This window comes from Candidatus Lokiarchaeum ossiferum (assembly GCA_025839675.1).
Classification (GTDB): domain Archaea; phylum Asgardarchaeota; class Lokiarchaeia; order Sigyniarchaeales; family Promethearchaeaceae; genus Lokiarchaeum; species Lokiarchaeum ossiferum.
The window spans coordinates 3,866,933-3,893,227 of sequence record CP104013.1; the positions used below are offsets into that span (position 1 = coordinate 3,866,933).

The 26,295-nt window shown below is 33.3% G+C and carries 25 protein-coding genes; 10 read left to right on the top strand and 15 right to left on the bottom strand.

Annotated elements, in window-relative coordinates:
• Positions 1 to 6: 6 nt before the first annotated feature.
• From ribA to NEF87_RS16305, 3 genes are all read left to right on the top strand, one after another.
• Complete coding sequence (ribA, locus tag NEF87_RS16295; RefSeq protein ID WP_371802469.1) at positions 7 to 717, top strand: GTP cyclohydrolase II; 711 nt, start codon at positions 7 to 9, stop codon at positions 715 to 717.
• A 77-nt stretch (positions 718 to 794) separates the two neighbouring features.
• Positions 795 to 1,217, top strand: coding sequence for an AbrB/MazE/SpoVT family DNA-binding domain-containing protein (locus NEF87_RS16300; RefSeq protein WP_371802470.1), 423 nt, complete (start codon positions 795 to 797; stop codon positions 1,215 to 1,217).
• Positions 1,218 to 1,326: 109 nt separating this feature from the next.
• A complete protein-coding gene (locus NEF87_RS16305; RefSeq protein ID WP_457916666.1) occupies positions 1,327 to 2,142 on the top strand; it encodes a hypothetical protein in 816 nt (271 codons plus the stop codon).
• Between the two features lie 28 nt (positions 2,143 to 2,170).
• Here the strand turns inward: NEF87_RS16305 and NEF87_RS16310 are convergent, their stop codons facing one another.
• The 5 genes from NEF87_RS16310 to NEF87_RS16330 form a co-directional block, all read right to left on the bottom strand.
• Positions 2,171 to 3,958, bottom strand: coding sequence for a right-handed parallel beta-helix repeat-containing protein (locus NEF87_RS16310; RefSeq protein ID WP_457916667.1), 1,788 nt, complete (start codon positions 3,956 to 3,958; stop codon positions 2,171 to 2,173).
• A 143-nt stretch (positions 3,959 to 4,101) separates the two neighbouring features.
• Complete coding sequence (locus NEF87_RS16315) at positions 4,102 to 4,434, bottom strand: hypothetical protein (protein WP_457916668.1); 333 nt, start codon at positions 4,432 to 4,434, stop codon at positions 4,102 to 4,104.
• 86 nt (positions 4,435 to 4,520) lie between these two features.
• Positions 4,521 to 6,317: a NosD domain-containing protein gene (locus NEF87_RS16320; protein ID WP_457916669.1), complete on the bottom strand. Its 1,797-nt coding sequence runs from the start codon at positions 6,315 to 6,317 to the stop codon at positions 4,521 to 4,523.
• 143 nt (positions 6,318 to 6,460) lie between these two features.
• Entirely contained in the window at positions 6,461 to 7,276 is an 816-nt protein-coding gene (locus NEF87_RS16325; protein WP_457916670.1) for an ABC transporter permease subunit, read from the bottom strand.
• Complete coding sequence (locus NEF87_RS16330) at positions 7,273 to 8,253, bottom strand: ABC transporter ATP-binding protein (RefSeq protein ID WP_457916671.1); 981 nt, start codon at positions 8,251 to 8,253, stop codon at positions 7,273 to 7,275. Before NEF87_RS16330 ends, NEF87_RS16325 begins: the two co-directional genes overlap by 4 nt.
• A 93-nt stretch (positions 8,254 to 8,346) precedes the next feature.
• On the opposite strand from NEF87_RS16330, the gene NEF87_RS16335 reads away from it, so the two are divergent.
• Positions 8,347 to 8,844 (top strand): GNAT family N-acetyltransferase, encoded by a 498-nt coding sequence (locus NEF87_RS16335; RefSeq protein ID WP_457916672.1) that lies wholly within the window; start codon positions 8,347 to 8,349, stop codon positions 8,842 to 8,844.
• Positions 8,845 to 8,856: 12 nt separating this feature from the next.
• On the opposite strand, the gene NEF87_RS16340 is transcribed toward NEF87_RS16335, so the two are convergent.
• The 7 genes from NEF87_RS16340 to NEF87_RS16370 all read right to left on the bottom strand — a co-directional run bounded on the left by NEF87_RS16340 (position 8,857) and on the right by NEF87_RS16370 (position 18,306).
• Complete coding sequence (locus NEF87_RS16340) at positions 8,857 to 10,071, bottom strand: metallophosphoesterase family protein (protein ID WP_457916673.1); 1,215 nt, start codon at positions 10,069 to 10,071, stop codon at positions 8,857 to 8,859.
• Positions 10,072 to 10,184: 113 nt separating this feature from the next.
• Positions 10,185 to 10,895: a hypothetical protein gene (locus NEF87_RS16345; RefSeq protein WP_457916674.1), complete on the bottom strand. Its 711-nt coding sequence runs from the start codon at positions 10,893 to 10,895 to the stop codon at positions 10,185 to 10,187.
• A 31-nt stretch (positions 10,896 to 10,926) separates the two neighbouring features.
• Positions 10,927 to 12,675, bottom strand: coding sequence for an ATP-binding protein (locus NEF87_RS16350; RefSeq protein WP_457916675.1), 1,749 nt, complete (start codon positions 12,673 to 12,675; stop codon positions 10,927 to 10,929).
• 205 nt (positions 12,676 to 12,880) lie between these two features.
• Positions 12,881 to 13,246: a ribbon-helix-helix domain-containing protein gene (locus NEF87_RS16355; RefSeq protein ID WP_371802479.1), complete on the bottom strand. Its 366-nt coding sequence runs from the start codon at positions 13,244 to 13,246 to the stop codon at positions 12,881 to 12,883.
• A gap of 313 nt (positions 13,247 to 13,559) precedes the next feature.
• Positions 13,560 to 13,880: a ribbon-helix-helix domain-containing protein gene (locus NEF87_RS16360; RefSeq protein WP_457916676.1), complete on the bottom strand. Its 321-nt coding sequence runs from the start codon at positions 13,878 to 13,880 to the stop codon at positions 13,560 to 13,562.
• A gap of 326 nt (positions 13,881 to 14,206) precedes the next feature.
• A complete protein-coding gene (locus NEF87_RS16365) occupies positions 14,207 to 16,321 on the bottom strand; it encodes an ATP-binding protein (RefSeq protein WP_457916677.1) in 2,115 nt (704 codons plus the stop codon).
• A gap of 308 nt (positions 16,322 to 16,629) precedes the next feature.
• On the bottom strand, positions 16,630 to 18,306 hold the full coding sequence (locus NEF87_RS16370; protein WP_457916678.1) for an aldo/keto reductase: 1,677 nt from the start codon (positions 18,304 to 18,306) through the stop codon (positions 16,630 to 16,632).
• Between the two features lie 57 nt (positions 18,307 to 18,363).
• Here NEF87_RS16370 and NEF87_RS16375 point away from each other — a divergent pair, with 57 nt between their 5' ends.
• Positions 18,364 to 19,155 (top strand): alpha/beta hydrolase, encoded by a 792-nt coding sequence (locus tag NEF87_RS16375; RefSeq protein WP_457916679.1) that lies wholly within the window; start codon positions 18,364 to 18,366, stop codon positions 19,153 to 19,155.
• Between the two features lie 6 nt (positions 19,156 to 19,161).
• Here NEF87_RS16375 and NEF87_RS16380 read toward each other — a convergent pair whose 3' ends face one another.
• Together NEF87_RS16380 and NEF87_RS16385 are read right to left on the bottom strand one after the other, a co-directional pair.
• Positions 19,162 to 20,454: an SLC13 family permease gene (locus NEF87_RS16380; RefSeq protein ID WP_457916680.1), complete on the bottom strand. Its 1,293-nt coding sequence runs from the start codon at positions 20,452 to 20,454 to the stop codon at positions 19,162 to 19,164.
• Positions 20,455 to 20,560: 106 nt separating this feature from the next.
• Positions 20,561 to 21,904, bottom strand: coding sequence for an ArsB/NhaD family transporter (locus tag NEF87_RS16385; protein WP_371802485.1), 1,344 nt, complete (start codon positions 21,902 to 21,904; stop codon positions 20,561 to 20,563).
• A 326-nt stretch (positions 21,905 to 22,230) separates the two neighbouring features.
• Here NEF87_RS16385 and NEF87_RS16390 point away from each other — a divergent pair, with 326 nt between their 5' ends.
• The 3 genes from NEF87_RS16390 (at position 22,231) to NEF87_RS16400 (ending at position 24,223) form a co-directional block, all read left to right on the top strand.
• Positions 22,231 to 23,112 carry an Mrp/NBP35 family ATP-binding protein gene (locus NEF87_RS16390; RefSeq protein ID WP_371802486.1) on the top strand — a complete coding sequence of 294 codons (882 nt, stop codon included), beginning with the start codon at positions 22,231 to 22,233 and terminating at the stop codon, positions 23,110 to 23,112.
• Between the two features lie 159 nt (positions 23,113 to 23,271).
• Positions 23,272 to 23,445 carry a hypothetical protein gene (locus tag NEF87_RS16395; protein ID WP_371802487.1) on the top strand — a complete coding sequence of 58 codons (174 nt, stop codon included), beginning with the start codon at positions 23,272 to 23,274 and terminating at the stop codon, positions 23,443 to 23,445.
• Positions 23,446 to 23,482: 37 nt separating this feature from the next.
• Positions 23,483 to 24,223, top strand: a complete 741-nt coding sequence (locus NEF87_RS16400; protein ID WP_457916681.1) for a metallophosphoesterase family protein — start codon at positions 23,483 to 23,485, stop codon at positions 24,221 to 24,223.
• Between the two features lie 313 nt (positions 24,224 to 24,536).
• Here the strand turns inward: NEF87_RS16400 and NEF87_RS16405 are convergent, their stop codons facing one another.
• Entirely contained in the window at positions 24,537 to 25,010 is a 474-nt protein-coding gene (locus NEF87_RS16405; RefSeq protein ID WP_457916682.1) for a winged helix-turn-helix transcriptional regulator, read from the bottom strand.
• 217 nt (positions 25,011 to 25,227) lie between these two features.
• On the opposite strand from NEF87_RS16405, the gene NEF87_RS16410 reads away from it, so the two are divergent.
• Both NEF87_RS16410 and NEF87_RS16415 read left to right on the top strand, forming a co-directional pair.
• Positions 25,228 to 25,764 carry a class I SAM-dependent methyltransferase gene (locus NEF87_RS16410; RefSeq protein WP_457916683.1) on the top strand — a complete coding sequence of 179 codons (537 nt, stop codon included), beginning with the start codon at positions 25,228 to 25,230 and terminating at the stop codon, positions 25,762 to 25,764.
• 4 nt (positions 25,765 to 25,768) lie between these two features.
• Entirely contained in the window at positions 25,769 to 26,287 is a 519-nt protein-coding gene (locus NEF87_RS16415; RefSeq protein ID WP_457916684.1) for a methyltransferase family protein, read from the top strand.
• Positions 26,288 to 26,295: the final 8 nt, after the last annotated feature.

Below are 26,295 nucleotides of genomic sequence, written 5' to 3' on the forward strand. Positions count from 1 at the left end.
CGTAAAATGGAAAAAATATCCGAAAAAATGAGCTACGATGAGATTGTTTACAACAAATTATCGGACTTCTCCTGTGAGTCGGGCTGGAATTGTGTCGATTGTGACGAGAATGTGTGTGTAAAGGTGGTGTCCATCGCAGATTTCCCCTCTGAGTATGGTCATTTTAAAATTTTAGGCTTTGTGAATAATCAAGCGGATGAAGAAGACCACTGTGCAATCGTGAAGGGAAATTTGGAAGACGGGGAAAATGTTCTCGTTCGAATCCATTCTGAATGCCTCACGGGAGATGCTTTAGGTTCCCGTCGCTGTGATTGTGGGCCTCAATTACGTCTCGCTTTACGGCGTATTGAAGAAGAAGGTCGCGGAATTGTTGTATACATGCGACAGGAAGGCCGCGGAATTGGATTAACGAATAAATTGCGCTCCTATGCGCTTCAGGACTTAGGGGTTGATACCTATGACGCCAATATCGAATTGGGCTTTAATCCTGAAGAACGGAATTATGAAATTGCAATTGAAATGTTAAAAGCTCTGGGTGTGCAATCCGTTCGACTGATGACCAATAATCCCGACAAGATTATGGCTGTGGAGAAATATGGGTTAAAAGTCAAAGAACAAGTTCAACATGAGTTGCCTACTCATTCAGATGATAAAGAATACCTCACTACTAAAAAAGAACGGTTTGGCCATAAATTAGATTTAATAGATGAAAAATAAAATAAAACCAACATCTTGAAATCTGTTGACAAAGGCGAAATTTGTTATATAAAAAATTCTTTTTTTACTTGAGTTTCATGAGCATGAATCATTTTTATGGTGTTGCCAAGGTAAATTCGCGGGGTCAGATAGGGATTCCAAAACAAGCCCGCGAAGATTTTGCACTTAATTCAGGGGACAATCTTGCATTATTGGTTGGGGTTCTTCCCCACAGTAAAGATGCTATTATGTTAATGAAAGCGGAAGAATGGTATGGGGTACCAGAATCGGCCCCGATCAAAAATTCCAAGAATCGGGAGTTTGGTGGTTTGGTTAAGCTCGCAGAACGGGGCCAAATTGTCATACCTAAAAAAATACGCGAGCAAATTGGGATCACTTCTGGATTACAAATTTTAGTCTTATCACATGAAAAAACCCATAGCCTTGTTTTAGCTTTATTAAATCAAGATGCTGTTGGAAAATGGGCTGAAAATATGATAGGAAGGTCTAATAACGATTGAATTCCTTATACTAAAAGTTTATATTGATGTGTTGTCTTTTTCATATTAATATGAATTTCATACTCTCGTATTTTAAATATCTACAGGTAATTGGGGGGGTTTTATACTAATGGTTATGATTGACAATATTCCTTCCATTATTTTTCTGTGGTGTTATATGTTCATAATTTGGGGCAATTTGATCCATATTTGGATGAAAAAACCCGCAGAAAGAGCAAAATCGTGGAAGCTATTATTTGGTGCCTTTTTCCTGCTCGCCTTTGGGGATGTTTTTCACTTGCTTCCTAGAACTTATCTTTGGTTCCAATATTCTATAGGACACCAAATCGATATTTATACCAGTCCAATGGGTGTTTCGATATATGGGATTGGACTCATTTTAACAGGAATAACTATGACTTTCTTCTATTTGTTGTTTTACTTGTTCTGGAAAGAACATTTTATTAATCGTGTGAATATTCCTGGACTTCTGAACATTAAGAAACGAATAAAAATCTTTGATGGAATCGCTTTTGGTTCTGTCATAATCAGGAACATTCTAATTTTGCTACCTTGGAATAACTACGGAAGTGAACCCGTGTTATATTTAGGTTTCATTAGTTTTCGATTACTTACCAATTTACCTCTGTACATTATTGGATTGGAAGTATTATACTTGTTTCTGAAATCTACCCGAAAAACTCAAAGTACAAATGTAGTTCATCCAGATATAACAACTGCTCTCAAACGAAGTTCTGTATGGATTATTGTATCTTTTGTCACGTATACCATCACATTGTTGGGAAGTCCTGCAATTCCTCTGTTAGGGATGATGATGATTCCGAAAACGATCGCATATTTGCTCGTGTTTTATTATATGAAAAAATTTATCTTACTGAATCCCTCAAGTATGAAATTCGAGAAAGAATTTGCACTTGCGATTTAATTCAATATGAATTCTGGGTTTTCTTTTTTTAGGTTACTTCTAAGCTCGGGATATCCCTTTTCAGTAATGCTTTAATTTCTAAAGGATTAAATAAGAAAATTAGTGGTAATGAGAACCAAATAACATGAAAATAATAATTGAAGTCTATTAGGATAAACTTTGGTGTAATTTGTATCAATCCGAGCATTTCTATATTTTTTTCTATGAAAATAACTATACCTAACAATCCCCCCACCAAGTTTAGAATAATAAAAATGGTAAGTCGATTTTTTTCCCCTTTTCTGATTTCTGAATTTAGCAAGTCTTTTACTAATTTTTTCAAAACAAATATTATTCCAATCATTACAAGAAAACCGATTGAATATAGATAGGAGGAATAGATTCCAAAACCAAAATAACCGATTAGAATTAAAATGGGCGGAACAGCTACAAAATAAATATAGGCAAAATAATTTTTAAAGATCTGAAATTTCTTCTTTTTTACCAATTCCTTTGTCTCTTTATTTTCTTCAATGTTTTCTCCAGCATTTTTCTTATCAAAATCTGAATTTTTTTTCCATCTATTTTGATAGAGCAAATACACTATATAGATAACCGAAAAAACTATAAAATAAGAAATAAATATTGGGTCCTCTTTCCAGATTTTGATAGAATTGATTTCATTGTCAGATATTGTGTTTAGTTTAGGTTCATCAGAATAAATTCCTTTGTTTGATATTACATTAAGAAAGTTATTTGAGATGAGATTACCAACGGAATTAAGGAGTACTATACCATTTCTGTTATTATTTACTGTATTATTAATGATTTTTGAATTATTAGAATTTTTAAAAAGAATTCCAGATTCATAAAGGAGCCCATACTGAAAATTTTCCATGTTATAATCATTGGCAGGTGAAGACCAGAAATTCCTGATTCTATTCGTTTCATGACCTATTGTGGTAATGGTATTGTTTATTACGGAAACCCGATGACAAGAATCAATCACTACTGGATCAAACTTAGTAATACGAAAAATGTTATTACTAATAACTCCATCTGAGGACCACAATACCGTCATCGGATCAAAAGTTGAGTTTATTTCATTGTTTGATATTGTATAATTTAATAAGTAAGAAAATTGAATTGCTCCTCCAAAATCAATTTTGTTATTTTGGACACTGATATTGCTCCCTCCTCTAAATACTAAACCACCTCTATGAGATATAGTATTTGTTTCGAAAATTAAATTCTGAGTTCGAGAAATACACATTTGATATATTTTTCCAAATAATATGTTTCCAGTAATATTCAAATTTAGGTTGGAATAGGGAGAAAAATTGAATATTGGTGAATGTGAGACATTTATTTCATTCTTCGTGATGGATACATTTGAAATACGGTCAAACTCAATACCAAAAGCCACATTCGAAATAATATTCATATTAATTCGAATATTTGAACAATTTTCGATTATTATTGCACTTCTGGAGTTGTTAATACCCGAAATTAAACAATTTTGGATTAAAACATATTTCGTCGTATTTTGGATTGAAATTCCATGAGAGGATGAATTGGGACTTAGAATGAGATTTTCAATAATAATTGGATATTTTGAAGAGTGTCCATTATATGGGTCATTCGCAAATTGTTCCAAATCACTATCATCCTGAACTAAAATGAGCGCTGAACTTTCTTGGATGACATTATTAACTTGCGGAAAATAAACTTGGTCGAAATTTTCTGTACTCAGATCAAAGTTCAAATCATTAGGAACACGCAAAAATATTGAGGAAATTAGAATAATGATAGCTAGTAATTTTGGATAAGATTTCATCTATAATTTTATAATAGTGATTCAAAATATAAGTCTTATTTCACAAGATTGAATAGAAGTATTTTGATAAGAAAAGAGTGAAAAAAGAGAACTAAGTATTTTTAAACTTAAATAAATGGATAATCAAACAAAAAAAAAAGGAATCAAACAGGTATATCTCTCCTATCGGAGATCATTATAGAAGAAATTGTCAATACCATGGTATATCCGAATAAAATCAACATATCTCGTAGAACATTTTCATAGCTGTGAGAAACCATGATTCTCGCGGGTTCGTAATAGAAAAAGAGACTCAAGAATTTAATATCTTGAATATTTTCTTGAAAACTGGTGTAGAATGTGCCAATTACGAAGAACACAACAAAATTGCCGAAAGCCGCTCCCGTTGCATTCTTTCTATTTAAGAACGTTGAGAAAAAGAACGTTAAGAACGTTGATAAACTTTCATCTCTATTTCTAACATCGTTTTTGTTCATATAAATTTTATTTTATTGAACCATATATAATGGTAGAAATTGAAGAAAAAAATGAATAGCATTAAATGGGCTAATTTTTTGCTTTTTTATTGAACTTCTATTACTTGAGAACTCTTGTTTAGCAAATATTTGATTTCTTTAGGTTTTATCAGGAAAAATAGAGGTAATGTAAACCAAATAACATGGAAATAATAGCTATAATCTATTTGGATAAATTTTGGTGTAATAAGAATTAATCTTAGCATTTCTATGGATTTTCCTAAGATAATAAAGATACCTAACAGTCCCCCAATCAAATTTAAAATGAAAATAAAAATAAGTCTATAATTTTTCTTCTTTTTGAATTCTGCAGTCATATGATCTTCTGCAAATATTTTCAAAGCAAAAATTATTCCAATCATCACAACAAAACCGATTGTATAGATAGGAAAAGTATTGAAATTCAAGCCACAATAACCGAATAGAAGTAAAAATGGGGGAACGCCAAAGAAGTAAATATATGTAAAGATGTCTTTCAATGTTGAAAAGTTACTTATTTTTTCTTTTTCCTTTACTTTTCTTTTATTTTCAAAACCTTCATGGGTTTTTCCATCAACAAGATCTGATTCCTTTTTGACATTTTTTTGGATTAATAGATATCCTAAATAGAAGACACAATAAACGATAAAATAGGAAATAAATAATGTGTATTCTTTCCAAATTTTAATTGTATTGATTTCATTATTGGTGATTATATTTAGATCAGGTTCAGTAGAATAAATTCCTTCGTTTGATATCCCAGTGAGATGGTTGTTTGAGATAAAATTATCTATTGAATTAACCAATACAATACCATTGGTGTGAAAATTTATAGTATTATTAATTATTTCTGAATTGTTCGTATTGAGGAAAATAATGCCTGCTCCATCAGTGTCTCTAAAAACAAAATCTTCGGGGGGATTATTTGTAGCGGAAGTTGACCAAAAATTCTTATATTTTAAATACTTATAGCCTAATGTCGTTACATTATTATCTTCTACTGAAATAGAGTCGCAAGATGAGAAATACAATGATTCAAAGAAATAATTTAGGATTGTGTTATTATTGATAAATCCATCAATTGAATTTGTAATAGAGAGTGGTTTGTAGATAGTTTCCATTATATTATTAGAAATTTTAAAAGATATCACATTGGATAGGTAAATTCCTCTTCCAAAACTTAACTCACCTTTAAAAGTATTATTTAAAACGCTTACATTTTTACATTGGGATATTCTAAAGGCATCATTGATAACTAAATTGCCTTCGAAAAGGAGATTATGTATATATGAAAGATATGTTGGATAAGAATTACTTCTCAATTCATTGCCAATAATGGTAATATTTTCACTATGATCGAATGATTTGCTATCTAATGATTCATCTGAAGCATTGATTTTGTTATGGTTTATAATTATATTTGAGATATTAGTCCATTGAATACCAGTTTCAACTTTGGTTATTGTATTTAAGTCAATTTGAATATTGGAACAATTTATCATTTCTATTGCTAATGTCGTTCTTGAATTTCCCGATATTCTACAATTACGGATTAATACATGTTTTCTAGTATTTTGGATGGATATTACTTTTCCAGCTGAAATATTATTCAAACTTAAATTTTCTATAATTATTGGATATTTGGAAGAGTTTCCATTAAAAGAAACACTCGCAAATTGATCCAAATCGCCATCACTATTGATGGATATGAAAACTTCACTATTTTGGATAAATCCAGTAGATTGTGGAAAAGAAGTCTGGTTGAAATCATCTAGACAATGATCATTGATCAAATTAATGGAAACAGACAAAAATATTGAGGAAATTAGAATAATGATAGCTAGTAATTTTGGATAAGATTTCATCTATAATTTTATAATTGTGATTCAAAATATAAGTCTTATTTCACAAGATTGAATAGAAGTATTTTGATAAGAAAAGAGTGAAAAAAGAGAACTGAGTATTTTTAAACTTAAAAAAATGGATAATCAAACAAAAAAAATAGGAATCAAACAGGAATATCTCTCCTATCGAAGATCATTATAGAAGAAATTGTCAATACCAAGGTATATCCGAATAAAATCAACATATCTCGCAGAACATTTTCATAACTGTGAGAAACCATAATTCTCGCGGGTTCGTAGTAGAAAAAGATACTCAAGAATTTAATATCTTGGATATTTTCTTGAAAACTGGTGTAGAAGGTGCCAATTACGAAGAACACAACAAAAATTCCGAAAGCCGCTCCCGTTGCATTCTTTCTATTTAAGAACGTTGAGAAAAAGAAGGCTGTAGTTGTCAAAGATAAAATTAATAAAAATGCCCATGTTAGTGCTGTAATAAATTCTGCGGTATTAATTTCTTGATCTTTCAGATTTGGGAGAATTAAGATGAGTAAGGCAGTAATTAATCCCATGGAAATTATAACTGTGAGAATCGTAAATAGAAATCTCAGATATCGCCCGAGAATAAATTCCCATCGCTTCACCGGTTTGCTTAAGATTAAATCAATCGTTTTATTTTCAATTGTGGATGGAATATCTTGACCTGCTTTTAAGACAAAGTATATGCCTAGCCACATCCAAATCATGGCCAGAAATTCTACAGTGTAAAACCCCGCAAAAGTAGTCATATCAAGCACTCCCCCTACCATATCTAGAATCGCTTCAGGATAGTTAGCCACTAAATCTTCAAAATCGACAAAGAGGTCAGGGTCGAATATCACGGCGATCATTAGAACAAATAAACCCATAATGATCGAAAGGAGTAGGGTCGATTTGAGACTCTTTTTGATTTCAATCTTAGTAATTGTGAGAAGGCTCATCGTTTCATCTCCTCAGAATTTTCTTTATCATTTGTTTTATAATATTTCATAAAAATTTCTTCAAGGCTGGCACTATTTATATTGAAATCTTTGACAAATTCCCCTGCCCATTCTTGTCCACTCACTTCATGCAGCAACTGTCTTTTTTTCTCTGGTGAAATCAAAAATTCGATGGTAGTGGTGCTTTGGGATTTGATTGATGCCTCAGGAATCTCGTTTTGGAGATAGGATATGAAATCCTTTAAGCTTGCATTGGTTACAAATTCCAAATGAAAACTTTTCAACCCCTTCTCTTTCAAATCTGTGATGTCTGAAATCTCTACGAGTTTTCCCTCACGAATAATAGCAACCCGTTGGCAGTTATCTTCAACTTCGGAAAGGATATGGGAACATAAAAAGACGGTACAATTGGTCTTCCGTTGCTTTTCTTTCAATATTTTGAAAAATTCTGCTTGAATGAGAGGATCAAGTCCCGAAGTAGGTTCATCCAAAATTAATATTTCGAAATCACTCATTAAGGCGGCAAGGATTCCGACTTTCTGTTTATTTCCCTTGCTTAATTCTTGAGTGGGGCGATTTATATCTAAATTTAATCGAGTCGCAATTTTTTGAATTTCATCCAAATGGAAAGCGTTACCATACAATTTACTCAAGTATTCACACATTTGAAGGCCGGTCAGATCCCCTTCCAATCCTAATTCTCCCGGGATATATCCTATTTTACTGCGGTAAGTGGTTTGATGATTTGGATCAATTTTTTCTCCCAAAATGGTAATTTCACCCTCGACTCCTCTAAGCATCCCTAGAATGGCGCGGATAGTAGTGGTTTTTCCCGCACCATTGGGTCCTAAAAATCCAAAGATTTCCCCTTCGTTAACTTTAAAAGAAATATCATCAACCGCTTTGATTTCTACTCTTTTTGGGAATTTTTTAGTATAATATTTTTTTAAATTTTTAATTGTTATGACGGCACTCAATTTTTTTTACCTGATAGAAATTTTAATACGCTTCTGAAATAAGAAATCAGTCCATGGGATTTAATTTTGACCATTAATTCATAAAATTATCTGATGAATCCCAACACTGCGAAAAAAAAGGGTAGAAGCCAACAGATATGTGATTTAATTCAAATTCTTCCCGTTTCAGATACCACGGTGAATTCCGCAAAAAATTTGGTTTTGGCGGGTTTAAAGGAGCATTGGGGTTATATTGATGATACCCTGAATCCTGATCTATATGCGATCTTGGATCATTATATTGGAAAAGGGGACGATTTTCTAGTCGGAATCTATGAAAATGAAATAATCTGCTGCGGCGCTTTAATCCTAGAGGAAAATAAAGTAGGCCGAATGCAACGAATTTCAGTTGATCAGAATTTTCGAGGTATGGGATTAGCCAGTAAAATAGTTAGATCTTTGGAAAAGCAAGCAAAAATACGTGGAATGGATCGAATTGTGGTGGAAACAACCAACACATGGTCCGATGCCATTAGATTATATTTGAAAAATGGATATACTGAATCCCATCGCGATCCAGAAGATATTCATTTTTTTAAAGATCTTTCATAAATTGTTCTAATTTTACCTGTTTTTAATCATATATTGTTCAAGACGCTGAGGTTTTTTGTAAGTTTGTTGAGATGCATAAGTTTCTAAGGTACGAGTTGATTTTATGAATTTTCGATAGATTTTGACATCAATGATATCAAGATGGGAAAGAAACCATTCGCGCAAAGGTTTATCCTCAAAGTCTATTAATCGTGAAGGGGGATTTCCTTTGAAAACAATATAAAGCACGGGTAAGGAACGCGAATTTTTCAGGATTTGATCGTTTTTTTGAATTAAAAACGGGTTTTGTCTGATGATTTCGTGATTGATTTGAGCATAAATTTCTGACATAGATTGGTAGCTTTTGGAAAAAAACACGGTGATCCATTCAATTGGCCTATTTTTTAGCTTTATCAAAGAAATTTTCTGGCGAAATATCCCCTTGGACCCTGATATTTCTCCATAAAAGACACCTTTCTGAAATGTATTTTCTCCCGCAGAAACTGCTTGTGCACAACCAGGATTAAAAATCCATCCCTGAAGTGAATATCCTAAATGGTAATGTCCTAAACCTAAATAATCCACACGATCTCGCAGGCAAGATACTCGATGAAGTGATTGCCCTGGTACACCTTTCATCTGCCCTTGGATTCCGAAATGTTGAAGAAGAATATGAAACATTCCATCTTGGTCATTAATTCCCTCCCGAATTAAGTGAATTTTTTTTGGTAATTGCTTGCCTAAATAACTGGAGCCATAAATGACACAATTCTTTATAATCACTTTTCCTCCTTTACGTAAAATAGGATCAAAAATGCTAAATCGCTGTTCTGGTTGATTTTCTAAATCTGCATCCAGAAGGATCAACATTCCCAATTTATTTAAAATCCGAAGCCATGATTGTCTACGCGGAATTTGGTTTCCATGGGAATATCTGCGGATATCGTGGTTTCCTTCAATTGCAATTATAGGAATCTTTTCATTGGTTCTTTGTTTAAAATCCGATAATATATCAATAATTTGTTCCATTTGATTAGGCAATAGATCCTGTGATGTGAAAATGTCTCCTCCCAAGATTATAAAATCGACCTGTCTGTCAATCGCTAACGTCAAAATTTGCTGGAAGGCAAATAAATGATCATCGGCAAGCAAAGGATTCTGATATTGCTTAGATCCGAAGTGTAAATCGCTTGCATGTAGGAAACGAGTGCTTTTAGTATTGGTGGAAATATTTTGGGAAGAATTCACAATGCTCTAGGATATCAATTCTCCCCCAAAAAGTAAAGCACGAAGCAAGATTACTATATTTTTACAATTTTCTCATAGTTATGGAGAAAAAAATTCCGTAAAAACTATCAGTTCTACTTTAATTGAATCTGAATTGGTGCAAAAGAAAATTGTTTAGTCTGACCTGAAAACACAAATTCTGATGTAATCGGATAGAGAATATAGACTCCGGGATACCCTTTTTTAATGTTCCACGGCACATTTCCTACAATAATCTCTCCCGGATTGATGGTATTTGGTTGGGGAGTGTCTAATTTCTTGCCAAGCATTGTGAGCAATTCATTGCCTTGTAAATCTCCTAAACGAAATCCACATGGTGTAATATGCACTTGTTCATAAGTTACTGGTTGGTCTGTAATATTTTTCATTAAGAGTGTCAAATTACCTTCGTACATTGCTTCATTTTCTTCAGAACTTGTCGAATATATAGTTCCTTCATCTAAGAAAAAGGAAAATTCTAATCCACTCTCTTGCTTATCCTTAATTTTGCGAATGATAGGAAGATGTTTAACATCCATTTCATGCACCAGTGAAATCGTTCCCTCTTCTAATATGTCTAGCGCGTCAGTGAGTTTTTTAAATAGTTGTTCCTCTTCGGATTTTGCTGCGTAGAGTTGAATTGGTTCATTTTTGGTGGGAATATCATAGTACATGGCAATAAGCTTGCGGGAATCTTTTTCAGAATCATCAAATTCAAAGTGACTGAGTTGTAAACCGTATTTTTCTGCAAGAATTTCGATTTTGGATTTATCGGGAATGTTTTTTGCAGCAATTTTCAAAAGCATAGGAAAATTAAAGGAAGGAAGAAAAAATATTTTATCGTTTTTTCTTTTTCATAGCAGCAACACAACGTTCTGCTAAAGCAACGGCATCATCTGCCCGCTTGGTTTCATTTTTCAATTTAGCCTTCAATTCTTCATTTTCCACTTTCACACCAGACATTTCCAGCTGAAGAGTTTGTTGAAGAACACGAATGGCATCCCGATCATCAATTGTTTCTTGTAATTGGATGGTGAGATCGTCTTTTTCCTCCATAATTTCAAGCATTTTTTCATCATACATTTCCCCGGGCAATGGAGTATCCGAGTTTTCCGCGTTTAGATTTGGAATAAGGTCATTAATATCGTGAAGAAGGGTGGTTTTCTCAGATTCAATATTATTTTTAGATATATCCTCCATTTTGACCGTTTTTTGGGATTCTAAATCTAACAGGTTTTGCTTCATATTAAGATTTTCTTTCCGTAATTCATCAATTCGAGCATAGAGTTCAGATGGACTCAATTTTTGCGTTTTCAATACATCTTGAGATGCCTCTTCAAGAATACTTGGATTGAATGAATTTCGCAACCGTTCTACCAAAGCCGCTTTTGGTAAGATCTCTCCATTCTCAATAAAGTCTAGAGGATTATATCCTGCTCCACCGTGAATGGTATATCTTTTCCGAATTTTTACATATAACGGACAGAAAGGAGACACATCTCCTGTGATTATGGCTTCCCCAGGAGATAAATTTTGGATTTCTTCATCAGCATCATTGGTCAACCCTTCGGCTGAATTGCAAGTGATTTTGATATCATTTAGATCCGTGAGTTTATGGATAATCCATGTTCCCGCTTGAGCTCTTATTGTAACGTCTAGAAGCTGAGGTTTTTGAGTGATCACCACAAGATTGTGACCGAATTTTCTACCTTCTTGAGCTGAAAGTTTGAGGGTTTTTGTTATAGCTGTTTTTTTCTTACCAGCAAAAAGGTGTGCTTCATCTATAAACAAGTAATGGGGTGGTATTTTCCGGAGAGTACTCGCTTTATATAGTTGATAGCAAAAATGATTGACAAAATTCTCCTGGACTGGAATATCTAGCCCGGAAAGGTTGATAATTATCACATTTCCAGATGTGATTAAATCCTCGATGTTCGCCGCCAAGAGATAATCTAAATTCAAATCTGCACCAGGATTAACTTTAAGATCGCCAAACTCAATTATTGAGGCAGCATATTTCTTTTCTCGATCTTCAAGTTTAAAAAATGCTTCTTCTGGAGGAATGTTTTCTTTATCTAACAATTTTAGAGATGAATATTCCCCATGGCGATCAATAATTACCAAAGGAATTCTTTTTTTCATTAATTCTTCAATTATAACTCCAACTGTGTAGGATTTTCCTGAACCAGATTTTCCCGTTATAAAAACCCTACCCAATTTTTCAACATTGATATTTCCATCAATAGTTGTGTGCAAAATTTTGCCTAGATGAAGAGCTTGTTCATCCATAATATTTAAGCCGATAGCATCTTTGATTTCTTCATCTTTTGCGTCATAAATTTCTGTCGAAATATCAAAGGGACTTAGGGGAGGCTCCCCGATAACATTCACCTTTGCATGGTATCCATTTTGATCATTCCATAACTGTTGAATTCCTAAAACATAGTTTTTATCCTCACATTGGGCGGACAGATATGAATTTTTATGAATTGGATGAATTAAATTAACTTCAAATCCAAAAGGGGTTGTTTTTCCTTCAATTTTTGCGATAGCATTCGATTCGACAACTGGGGATTTATCAGTCATTTTTTTTCCTTCTATAATTAAATATCTTTTTTTCCCTTATCTAATTTAGTTAGACCAATTTTTTTTAGTAAAGAAATAGTGATTAAAAATATCAAAGAATCGAAAAAAACTGTTGTAAATGCTTCAAAAAACACTTCAAAAATATGAAATTTTGTTAAATCAATGGTTTTTTGTTTAAAGAAAGGAAAGAAAAAAGGGTAAAAATTTATCGCTTCACTAATTTATAGGTCTTATATTCCGTGACTCCCTCAATAGCACCTTCTTTTACGGGAACTCGGACAAACATACTATCATCGATTTGTTGCGGTTGTTTGGCAAGAGTAATTTGGTTTTGTTGATATTTTTGAAATGATTTGGCAGCGTCCAGCTCATGTATTAAAAAATCACGAACTGCAACTCGAATGAGTTCACTGCGGCTTGGATATAGACCTTTTTGACCTGTTAGTGCGTCAATTGCTTTTAAATAAGATACCGGAAGATTAACTGTGATTATTCTCAAATCTGTCCACACACCGTTAGTATTGATTGTAAACCTTACATTTCCTCTAAAACGAGACGAAACGTAAAACAATATTTTTCAAATTTCCCCCTTTTTGAAACCTATTATCCACTCCCGTGACGTTGCACATGAAATAAAAGGATTACGGTTGTTGCCAGCTTCTTTTAGGAAGACGACTACTATTTTATTTTGTCTGTCCTTGCTTATAAAAATATCGGCCTTTTTAAAGATGTTAGTTCTATAACATATTGGAAAAACAGCATATTTATAACGTGATTCTAAAAAACATAAGATTTAAATAACTCTTATTCTAAAACGGATTAGAAAATGGGTGATTGGAATGTTTCCCACATTTTCTAAAAATGATTCCAAAAGAAAAGCATTATTAGTGTTTTAACTTGTGATAAAACGAAATAAAGTCATTTGGCATTGATGGTTGTTTATCTATCATGGGAATTGGCTGATAATTCTTCCAATCTTTCGCTGATTCCAATTCTTCTATTAAAAATTCACGAACAGCACATCGGATTAATTCTGATCTACTTGGATATAATCCTCCCTTTGTCAATTTTTCAATGGCTTTCAGATAAGTTTCTGGGACATTTACAGTTATAATTCTAATACTCCATCTCCGCCTTGTAATTGCCTTTGAGAGAAAAATAATCTCAGTTAAATATTTATAATCTAATTCTGTGGTACAAATCACTTGAAATTAAGTAGTTCCAACAAACTTGTCTTTTAAACAAGCCGATTGAATTCGTATCTATGAACTTGAATAGATTATCTTTGATTTTGCACTAGTGGTTAATCTAGGTAAAAATCAACAGTAATGTTATTTGGTGGGGATTCAATAAAAAACTTTTGGCTCTTTTTAAAGACGACAAAACTCGATTTATTGCTATTTTTATCATTCCAAACACATTTTATTGGGGATTGCACGTGATTTCTTTCCAATAGATTAATTCTTTGTTCCCACTTAATGTTCATTCCCATCTATTACTCTTTCTTATCTAAAACTACATTTTTGTGGCCTTACTTTAAATTACGAAGTTTTTGTTTTAGTAATTTTACTAAATCCTCGAGTTTAAAGGGTTTTTGGAGCCATGTAACAGTCGGAGAAATTAGATCTGGTATTTTATCTTGCGAATATCCCGTAATAAATATAATGTCCTGTTTCTTGTTGACTGTCCGAATCCCATTATAAATTTCAATTCCATTTAAATCAGGTAAATTCACATCAAGGATTACAACCGGATATTGATCTGCATTTGCTATATAATGGGATAGAGTATCTTCTCCAGATGTAAAGTGTTTTACTTGTAAATTTAACTTCTGCAGATATTTCCTAATTGAAGTTGATATCGCTTTCTCATCTTCAGCAATTAAAATTTTCTGCTTGCTAAAAATCTTAAAACTTTTCTTATTACCAGTATCCACTTCTTGCTTTTCGACGTTTAGGTTAGTTAGATAAATCGGGAAAAATATCTTCGTTTCTAATCCTTCCCCTGGTTGGCTCTCCACCGATATGAATCCGTCCATAGAAAGAACATTACGATACACAATCGATAAACCTAAACCGGTACCCTTCCCTATTTTTTTTGTTGTAAAAAAAGGATCAAAAATATGTTTTAGGGTTTCTTCATCCATCCCTACTCCATCATCTTTGATAGAAATAAGTAATTCCCGCTCTTTATCATAAAAGTGGTTTGATTTGGAAATAGTTGTATTATGTTTAGGTTGTTCAGAAATCGATACTTGGATATTGCCCCCTTCAATCAAGGCATCTCGAGAGTTCACTAAAATATTTGTAATTATTTGGTGTAATTTTGTTTGATTTCCTAGGATATAAACAGGTGTTTCATTCCAATTGGAATTAATATGAATGCGTTTGTCAATGGTTTTGGAAAAAATTTTGATGGTTTTTTTGAGAAGGTTTTTGATTTCAATGGCTTCTTTCTCGAAATCTGTCTGACGGGAGAAAGTCAATATATTTGACGTCATTTCCTGGGCACGTTGCGTTAATTCTTCGATATCCGCAAAATTTTCGGAATATTCTTTCTGTTTATCGGAATCTGATATTATATCTAGAACATCTTCCTTCAATAGAAACAAATTTCCTTGTAATCCCATGAGAATATTGTTAAAATCATGAGCAACTCCCCCTGCTAAAGTACCTAAAGCTTCCATCTTTTGAGCTTGGAATAATTGAGTTTCCACTTCACTTTTTTCTAGGAAAGTTTTTTCAATCAATTCAGTTTTTTTTACTAATGAGCGAGCGAAGAGAAAGATAATAATGGAAGAAAACAGACTAATTACAATATAATGCCATTTAGCAAAATATCCTGTATTCGAAATAGAACTACTATTTGGTGATAGATGAAATTCCCAGACTCTACCATAAAAGTGAATCTGTTTTGTTGAACAATAATCACTTTTTAGATCAAAATCTTCCTGATAGTGGTATACTGAAGAGTTGAATTCTTGCAATTCAAAGGAAAAATCTTGAAGAATTGGAGTCTGTTTAATTAATTCTTCAATTAAAGGATTGATTTGAAAAACAACGTTGAAATATCCTACAATTTCGGTCACTTTAGTAGTGGTGTTAACGTAGATCAAAGGATGATATGTGACCAAACCCATTCCTCCTTGAAACAAAGTTGTAACATTTGTCATTCCAACGAGTCCATCGTCCCGTGCTTTTGAAAATGCAATGTTTTCTGCTCCTGAAAGCAACTTTACAACAGACTTATTTACTGCTCCTTGATTATTTTCTTCTGGGTATACCCATGAAATGACTCCTGAAGTATTTATCCAGTTTATAGCCAGATAACCTGGAAAAAATTCAAAATAATACGGAACCTTCAAGTAAAATCTTGTTGAAGAGTTTAAATTTTCAGTTCTTTGGATGTTCACCCAATCATTCGCAAAAATTTCAATTAATTCAATTCTTTGAGAGATATCATCTTCAATCTTCGATCTCATAAAGTTTGATAGTAATTCTGTCTCATTTTTTAACTTGGTTTGATCTTGCTTTACATCAAATACCCAAAACACGAAAGTTCCTATAAAAAATATTCCAAACAAAAGAAAAGGTGTTAGATTATGGATGAATTGTTGGTTTTTTTTAAAGAATTCCTTTCCCTTCATGTCATGGAATTAAGTAATCTCTTTCCTAAATTTTGTTCGAATCAATTGTAAAAACTACTCATGTAAAAAACACAATTTTGTCAGATCTTTAGAGTTGCAAGTTTTTTAATCTCATAACATCTACATGACGATGGAAAAACGTTTTAAAATGAAAATCTAAAAAATTATTAGTTTAATTCAATTCATTGATTTTCATCTCGAGAAGTTAATCTATCAAATCCACTTATAATTTTAATCCATTGGTACTGTGGAGATAAGGAAAATATGAATTAGCGTTGATATTGCTCATAAGATAAAAAATAATGATTCTATATAATTGGGATATAGACATCAAATTCAGAGTTTTGAGATGTGGGGTGGAATCGTCCATCATAATATTCTAAAATTGGTAAAGAAGTGATAATCGTATACTTACCATTTTCCTTCAACCATTTTTCAAAAATATAGGTCATTGTATCACCAAATTTGGCTATAGGTCCAATATGAGTAAATTTGGCCCATTTTTGACCATGAATTTTTCGCACAATCATATTATCTGGTATGTCCTCCACTTTTGAGACCTCAGTACAAGCTAAATATTCTTGTTCAGGGGAGTTTTGAATCGGAAAGGCAATTCCCCATGAGTATCCAGTTACTGGATGCTTAATCTTCCAATCTAATTTATTGAATTCTTCCCAAAGTCCAAGATTATTCATTTTACCTATTTCACCCGTCATTGCCATTCCGACAACTGTAAATGCGGGTTTTTCAATGAATTTTGGTCCTCGAACTTGTAGATTAAAGACTTCGGAAATTTCTTTGATTCCTGTCAGAACCGCATGGACTTTCTCTAAGTTGGTTGGAATGTCAATAGCTTGGGGACATTTATCAAGACACTGGCCACATTGTATACAAAGTGACGCATCACCATTACCTGGATCTTGTAACAAGTCATCTTTTTCTTTACACAACTCTGCATACGTATTATAGGCGGTATCTTTTGCCCCATCCCAGAAATAATCATTTAAAATCCGAAAAGTGGTTGGAATTGCTACTCCTGAGGGGCAAGGAAGACAATACTTGCAAAATGTACATGGCACAAGAGATTTTTGTTTAAAACGCGATGCGAGTTTTGTAATTAATTGGAGCTCTCTATCAGATAATTTATTTATGCCCGAATTTTTGGCACTTTCAATATTTTCTTGTACTTGTTCCATAGAACTCATTCCCGACAGTAAAGTGGCAACTTCTGGAAAATTCCATACATACTGGAGTGCCCAATCTGCGAGTGTCCGTTTAACTGGTGAATCTGCCAACAATTCTGATATTTCAGGTGTTGTTTTTACTAAAGCACCTCCTTTGATAGGTTCCATAATGACCACAGCAATACCTTTATTTGCAGCATATCGCAATCCTTTCATTGTTGCTTGAGTATCATGATCTACATAGTTGAATTGAATTTGAGCCATTTCCCAGGGATGGAAATCAATTATTTCCTTAAAAACTTCGAAGTCATCATGAAAAGAAAAACCAATATGTTTGATAAGACCATTCTCCTTCGCTTTTTCCATGCGTTCAACTAGTTTCAAGGTTTTTACTTTTTCAAATAAATTTTTTCCCAACGCGTGAAACAAATAAATATCTAGGTATGGAGTGTCTAATTTCTTTAATTGTTTATCTAAAAACTCATCGAAATCTTCGGATTTTTCAACTAACCAGACAGGACATTTAGTTACCAATTTGATTTTCTCTCGATATCCGTCCTTCAAAGCTTTCCCAACAATTATTTCACTTTGTTCACCGTGATAGTTCCAAGCTGTGTCAATATAATTGATCCCTTGATCAATACCATATCGGACCATTTTAATGGCTTCTTCTTCATCAATTACTTCAGAATCTCCTTCTTTTTTCATTGGAAAGCGCATACATCCAAAACCCAATGCGGATACTTTCCAATCTAGGGGCCCCATCTTGCGATGTTTCATTGCAAAATAGTAATGAGCCATTACTATTTAGAATTTTGGGTGGTAAGTTTTTTTAAGCTCATAGCAATTACAGTACCTATGGAAAAACGCTTTCAAATTGAAAATAGACGAGGGTATGAACTGCACTCAATACATTACTTTTCTTCTCCAGAATCATCTTCCTCAAAACCTCTTGCAATTCTGATTCATGGTTACTGTGGGGATAAAGAAAATATGGGCTTTAATGCTGAAGGATTTGAGTTAGGTCGGTTTACTAAATTGGCCAAAGCGTTACTCCAAGAAGGTTATGAAGTTCTTTCTTTTGATCTCTCTGGCCATGGTGAAAATATCCGAGAACCTTTACGTATCTCGAATTTTGTTATGGATGTAGAAGATATATATGCATGGGCCAAAAATCAGGGCTATACCAGAATCGGAACTGTTGCATATTCTCTAGGTGGCAATGCATCCATCCATGCTCAACTTCCAGAAAGGAAAGTGGCTGTTTTTTGGTCTCCCGCATTTTACCCTACTCGATCCAAAGGTAAATTTAAAGTATTTTTCTATAAAATTCTGGCTAAATTCATGAAATCTCCTGCAAAAGATGGAGCTAATTTTGGTGATGTTTTGGTTGATGGAACATTTTTACAAGAATCAATTAGAGGCACATCTGATAATGTTTTACAAAAATTCGTTATTCCCACATTAATTGTGCATGGTAAAAGTGATATGTACGTGCGCTGGGAATGGAGCCAAGAAGCCTTTAACAAAATGCCTCATGATGAAAAACATCAATTCCAAGTTGTGGAAAACGCTGAGCATCATTACGATAAAGATCTGTTACAGCAATTCATCGATCCTACGGTTGCTTGGTTAAAAATATATTTATGATGGCTGTTAAGAAACGATCAAACCATAAGCTACAAGGTAAATAATGCACATTCCGATATGAATTAGAGCAAAGGTGCCTCCTTTTTTCAGCAGTGTTTTATAGGTGAAACCTTCAACCTTTTGCTCGGTTGCAATATTTAAAGTCATTATATCGCACGCGGCGCCTTGTGGAAGAATATTACCTCCTAAATTTATTCCTAATAGGAAGGCAATTAGAACAATATTCGGTGGTGTTCCAGAATATAAATCGGAAAGTAGGGTAATTCCTACAATTGCTGTTGGACTATTTGCTAAAAAACCAGACATCAGAGAAGTGATCATTAAAACTCCAAGAGCCATTAATATTTCATTATCTGTGGGGACTTTTGAGAGTAAATTTCCGATAATATCAAAAGTGCCGTTAATATCCATATTACCAATTAGGAGAAATAGTGAAATGAAAAAGAAAATGACTTTCCAATCAATTTTAGCCATTGAATCCGTTATAGATTTCTTATTTAAAAGACTCATCACAATTGCTCCTAATAGAGCAATCAAATATGAATAATCGGACACAAAAATAAATCCAAGAATGACAAGTGTAAAATAAATTGAATTTAGAATAAATTGCTTTTTGTTAATAATAACAAGGCTTGGATCCATAATCTCCAGTAATATTTTTTTTCTCGCTTCTTCTGGTGGGGCTTGTTTTTTCAGCATTAATAAATCCAACAAAATAAGTGTTGCAGCTAAAGCTATCACCACAAAAATAATCATGTTTCCCATGAACCAATCTGCCCCAAGGCTGAAACCTGATGAAATCAATATATTTTCTGAAGAGGAAAAGGGAGTGATTATTGATCCGATGTTGATGGTTATTGTAATTCCAAAAAGATATGGTGCAGGTCTAATATTTAGAATTCGACAGGCTCGGATTACTAAAGGAACAAATATGATTGCCACAGTTACATCAGCAATAATCGCTGCTGTAATCGTTCCAATAATACAAATAAGATAGAAGAAAGCACGATGATTTCCCTTGGTTATATGCAAAGTTTTGACAGCGACCCATTGAAATATTTTATATTGCTCCGCTATCATTACCATAATTTGCATAGAGAGAATAAATATCAAGGGAGTAACTTCAATTGTAGAAACGAAGTCTTCTAAGGATGTATCAAAGCGTAATGCCGTTATCACACTGGCAATTAAAGCTGCTCCCATGGAATAGGCGACATAATCCATCTTATCTTGGCTGAAAATAATCATCACAGCCACAAATAGTACGAGTGTTATAATAATGGAAAAATAATCTGTCACGTTGCACAATCCCCTAGTTTATCATTAAGTGTTATTATCTCTTTATGTGGAAACAGTCCCTTAAGTTTTCTTAAAAAAGGATTTTATGGGTGTTTCGAAAATTTTTTTATAAAACACCTGTAATTAAAGCAAAAATTGTCATATACATTATACTATTCAAAATATGAAAGATGGTAATCATAGAACCATTCTTTAGCAGTGTCTTATAATTAAATCCGGTGATATTATTTTTCTCTGCCAAATTTAATGCCATCAGATCACATGCTGCTCCTTGCGGGAGGAAATTTGATCCAAGATTTATTCCAAAGAGGAATCCCATCAAAATTAGATCAGGAACCGCTCCGGGAGTTGTTCCATAGATATTTTGTAAGAGTGCAATAAAAACAACGGCTGTGGGCACTTGTGCTAAAAATCCTGATAGCACACTTATTAATAATAGAACTGTAATCCCTGCCAGTAATTCATTCTCCGACAAGATATTTCCTGTCCATTGTCCAACCACGATAAATAGACCTGAGATTTGCATACATCCAATTATTAAAAATAAGGATATGAAAAAGAATATGATCTTCCAATCAATTTTGGCAATTAAGTCAGTGATAAGACTATGATTTAATAAGCTCATAACAATCGCACCGAACACAGCCACTGCCCAAGCATTTGGGAACACAACAAAACCAATAATAATACTGATAAAATAGATCGAATTAAGAATAAATTCTCGGCGATCGACTATAACTATATCTGGATCCATGATTTCCAATAATATTCGTTTACGTTCTTCTACGGGAGGGGTTATCTTGCGGAGAAAAACAATATCTAATATAAAAAGAGTGAGAGGTAAGACTAAAAAGACATAGGCGGTAAATCTGGTAAGAAACCATTTAAAATCCAAGCCAAATACTCCTGCGATTAAAATATTTTCGGAAGATGAAAAAGGAGTATACAAGCTCCCAATATTGATGGTAAAACTGATTGCAAATAAGTAAGGGGTAGCATCAATCTTCAAAATTTTACAAGCTCTGACTACTAAGGGAATAAAAATAATTGCTACAGTAATATCGGCAATAATTGCTGCGGATAATGAACTAATAATGCATAATGAATAGAAAAACAAACGATGGTTGCCCTTAGTGATATGGAGTACTTTCAGTGCCACCCATTGGAAGATTTTGTGCTTTTCACAAATCATTATAATGACCTGCATCGAGATAAGAAACAAAATCGGTTCAAATTCGATAAATCCAACAAATGTATTAAAAATGTATTTAGATGGTTCAATTCCTTGATCATTTACTCCCAAAGATGGATAAAGTATTACAATCAGCACGACAGCGATGAATGCGGCTAAGAGCGAGAACGCTACATAATCCATTGAATCTTTTGTAAAAACTATCATAATGCCAACGAAGAGAATTAATAGAACAATTATCGGAAGTAAATCTGCCATGTTTTATCAAATACAATTTTTAGTATATTTTTTGGGGTGGGATACAAAAATTTTCAATAGGATCTCGGTTTTCATTCATTTCTCCCCAGATTTCAATACTCCTAATTTAGAAAATTCTTGGTTCCTATGTAAAACACGGATTTTTGGCCTTTTATTTTTATTTATTTCTTGTTTTGGAACTTTTATTCCAAAATAAATCGAGGGTATTTCTTCCCATTTATCGGTTCTGTAAATTCATAAACGAAATTCATGAATTTCCTTCAAAAAGTAATCACCAATTTTAATTTCAAAGATGTTTTATATGAATCAATATTCAAGTGATTAACATGACCGATGGAAAAGTAGAAGTATCGCAAGAAGATATTGACAGAGTGATGGGTAAACCCCAAAAAACTGCTCAACAAATAGAAATGGATGCCATTAAGAAAACCATGGCGGGAATCAAACACAAAATAATCGTTTGTAGTGGTAAAGGTGGAGTTGGAAAATCAACTGTCGCTGCAAACCTCGCAATCGCACTTGCTTCGCAAGGATTAAATGTAGGGATTTTAGATGTTGATATAACTGGGCCAAATATCGCTAAAATGTTAAATTTAGAAGGGCAACGTCCCGAAGTTCTACCAGGTGAAAATCTTTTTCTCCCAATTAATGGCCCGTTGAATATAAAAGTCATGTCTATGGCATTTTTACTTGAAACTCCCGATACTCCTGTTATTTGGCGTGGTCCTATGAAAATGAAGGCAATTCGTCAATTTCTTGCCGAAGGGAAGTGGGGTTCAATGGATTACTTAGTTTCTGATCTTCCTCCAGGCACCAGTGATGAAACTTTAGACATCATGCAATTAACCGAAGGAGATGTGGTAATCGTGACAACTCCCCAAGATGTTGCTACATTAGATTCCCGTAAAACCGTAATGATGGCTAAAGGGATGAAACGTAATGTAGTTGGGATTGTGGAGAACATGTCTGGTTTTAGTGTTGAATGTCCCGATTGTCATAAAACCCATACTTATGATCTCTTCGGTAGTGGTGGTGGAGAAAAAGCAGCCCAAGAACTCAAGGTTCCTTTCTTAGGTAGCATCCCTATTGAACAAGGCATTCGACAAGGGGGAGATGACGGATTACCTTTCACTTTAAAAGATCCAGAATCTGCTTCATCCAAAGCGTTCCAAGATATTGTGTCCAAAATTAGAAAATCACTTGAGTGATCAATTTAATTTCTCTAATTTTTCCCTTTTTTCATCTATTTTATCAAAACATGTTGTTTGAAATCAAATTTTGATCAAATAATTTTTAAAGAATTCAAATAAAAAACACGGGTGTCATTAATTTAAGTTTGGTCTCCTTATAGTATCTAGGTGTTATTTATGTCAGAAAAAGAAAAAATTCAAGAAAAATACAACAACCTTCGCACTCTATGGTTGGATTCGACAGATGCAAGTGAATCAGTTAAGTTAGTTATGGAGATGAAGGCATTGAAGGATAAATATCCTGATTTGATTGATTTTGAACGTGTTCCTTTTGGGAACCCTGTGTACTAACCAATTTCTTTTTTTACTTCTACGTTGATAGAGGGGTATGAAGATTCTCCTTCTTAGTGATCTATCAAATCGTGTTCCAAAAATCCCCATTGAAGTTATTCAATCATGTGATTGTGTTTTACTGGCGGGAGATATTACAATGGGTGCCCGAAGTGAACGATTGATTATTAAAGTTTTTACAAAACTCGCAGCATTGTTCCCAGCACCCCTACCCGTATTCTTTATTCCAGGAAATCATGATCATCCAGACCTAATGGAATCTCCTTCCTATATTCCAGAAAATTTCTTTCAAATGCATAATAAGATTTCGATGTTTTCTCCTGAAGTAGAAAATTCTGATATTAAATCTCTTCTTCTTCTCGGTTTCGGAGGTGCAACCCCCATTCCAGGATTTCCAAGTGGGCCTGGTCCAAACTATATCACTTTTACCGAAGATGAATTACGGGATCAATTGACAAATCTGTTTTCAGAAACCACATACCTTCGTAAAAATGCTTCCATTTGTACAATTTTATTTGTGCATAATCCTCCCTTTAATACCACCTTAGATTTAACTCATCAACTAGTGCATGTTGGTTCAAAATCTGTTCGGGATATCATTGAAAACTATTTTCCTGAGGTTTTCATCGCAGGGCATATTCATGAATCAAAAAGTATTGAATCATTAGGAGATACTCTTATGATAAATCCTGGTGAAGCAAAGTATGGACATTACGCAGTTATTGATATCTCCAAAAATCAAATCACGTCTAAGCTAGCGAAAGTTGAAAAAGCCTGAAAATGATAAAGAAATGACTCATTGAAGAAACTATAAAAAGAGATTCTGGAAAAAAATGGCTTTAATATCATAGAATGGAGGTAATCGAGTAGGTTAAAATGCTATTCCTCTATTTATATGAAAGCATGTATGCTAATAAGCATAATTAATGTGATTAGAGCTAGCATGATTAGACCTATTAATATCTTTATCCGTTTTCCACCATGTTCCTCCGAATTTTTATCCAAGCGTGGTGCTTGCATTAAATGAATTGAAATCCAAACACAAATGCTAAAGTTTCCATGAAGTATTGTTCAATCTTAGCTGTTAAATATCAAGAATCTTCTAAAGATTGGTTTTGGAATTCATCAAAATATGTTACATATACTAAAAGGGGGAGTAAAAGGCGAAAGATACCGTGTCCCAATTTGGTTAGGTTGTAACTTACCCGAATCGGTCTCTGATTTGGAAAAACAGTTCGATTGATAATTTTATCTTTCTCTAAAGATTTCAATCGTTTAGACAGTGTCCCGACGTTTACGTAAGATAACATTTGTTTTATTTCATTAAAATACAATTTTTCTTCTTCGCGGCTCAGAATGAATATAATGTCCAAAACATACTTAGAATCTAATATTTCAATAGCTTTTCGCAAGGATTGGAGTTCTGCTTCTACATGATTAGAATCGTGATTATGAAGACCAAGAAAATGATTAGATAATCCATTTTTGACTGCATTTTGCATTTTTGGGATTAAATTGATCATTTCTTGCATTTCCTCGATACGTTTTTCCATAGGATATGTCATTTACTTCCACTTCCAAATACAGTAAATACTTGAATAAGTATAATATCACATACTTACTTTCTTCCCGTGCACTTTTCCCTTTAAGAAGTAACAATTACTATATTAGTTAGAGTAAGTATGAATTTTGTACCTATTGAATCTATGTATTGTGATTCATTTTCGTCAAAATTCATGACTTTAATTCAAAACCATGCACTTTAACTGGAGATAAAACTATATGAGCACCCAAATGAGTAATTTTAATTTCAACCTGATGAGTTTTTTTATGACAGCGTTTAAAAAAAAATCTTTTATAGAAAAACGAATACGCGAATCTCAAATAAAAAAAGATGATTATGTCCTTGATTATGCCTGTGGTCCTGGAATATTTACAATTCCTATTGCATCATTTATAGGTGAGCAAGGAAAGGTCATTGCTGCAGATATCCATCCACTTGCAGGCGAAAAAATATGCAAGAAGGCATCTAATATGGTACTTACTAACATAGAATTCTATCAAACTGATTGTGAACTCCCAATTCCCGATAATTCCATTAATGTGGCACTTTTGTTTGATTGTATTCATATGTTTAAAAATATTAATAAGATTTTAGCTGAGATACACCAAGTTTTACGAAACGATGGTGTGTTATCCGTTGACATCCATCATATCAAAAAAGAAGATGGGATGAGCTTAATTGAGAAGAGCAACTTATTTTCTCTTGAAATGAATCATGATAATAGTAATCACTTATTATATAAACCTAGGAAGTGAGAAAATGAACCAAGAATCCCACCAAGTTCCTAAAAATAACCGGAAAGACTTAGGGAAGACGGTATCAAGGTGCGATTTAAAACAAGTGATCTTATTTTTTTCCTTTTTGATTTTTGTTAGCCTTGATCTATTATATTTAAAAATTGATGTTGGCTTGAATCTTGAAATGAAGTGGTATTATCGTTTAGTCATTAGTCTGCCGTTATTTATCATTGGAATTATAATTGCCAAAAAGAGCATGGTTATAATGTATTATGAAGTTCGCTCTCCTCCGGTGGTAGTGGATTGGGGGCCATTTCGCTATTCCCGTCATCCTATGTATTTAAGTGCCTTGCTTTTTTATTTTGGGATAACTGTGTTCAGTTTTTCAGTTGTAGGGATAATTTATTATCTTTTTATCTATGGGTTTTATGGCTATCTTGCACACTTTGAAGAAAACCATTTAATTTCACAATATCAAGAAGCTTATGTTGATTACAAAAAACAAGTGTTAAAATGGATTGATTTCCGCCATTTTAGCTAAATTTTTCC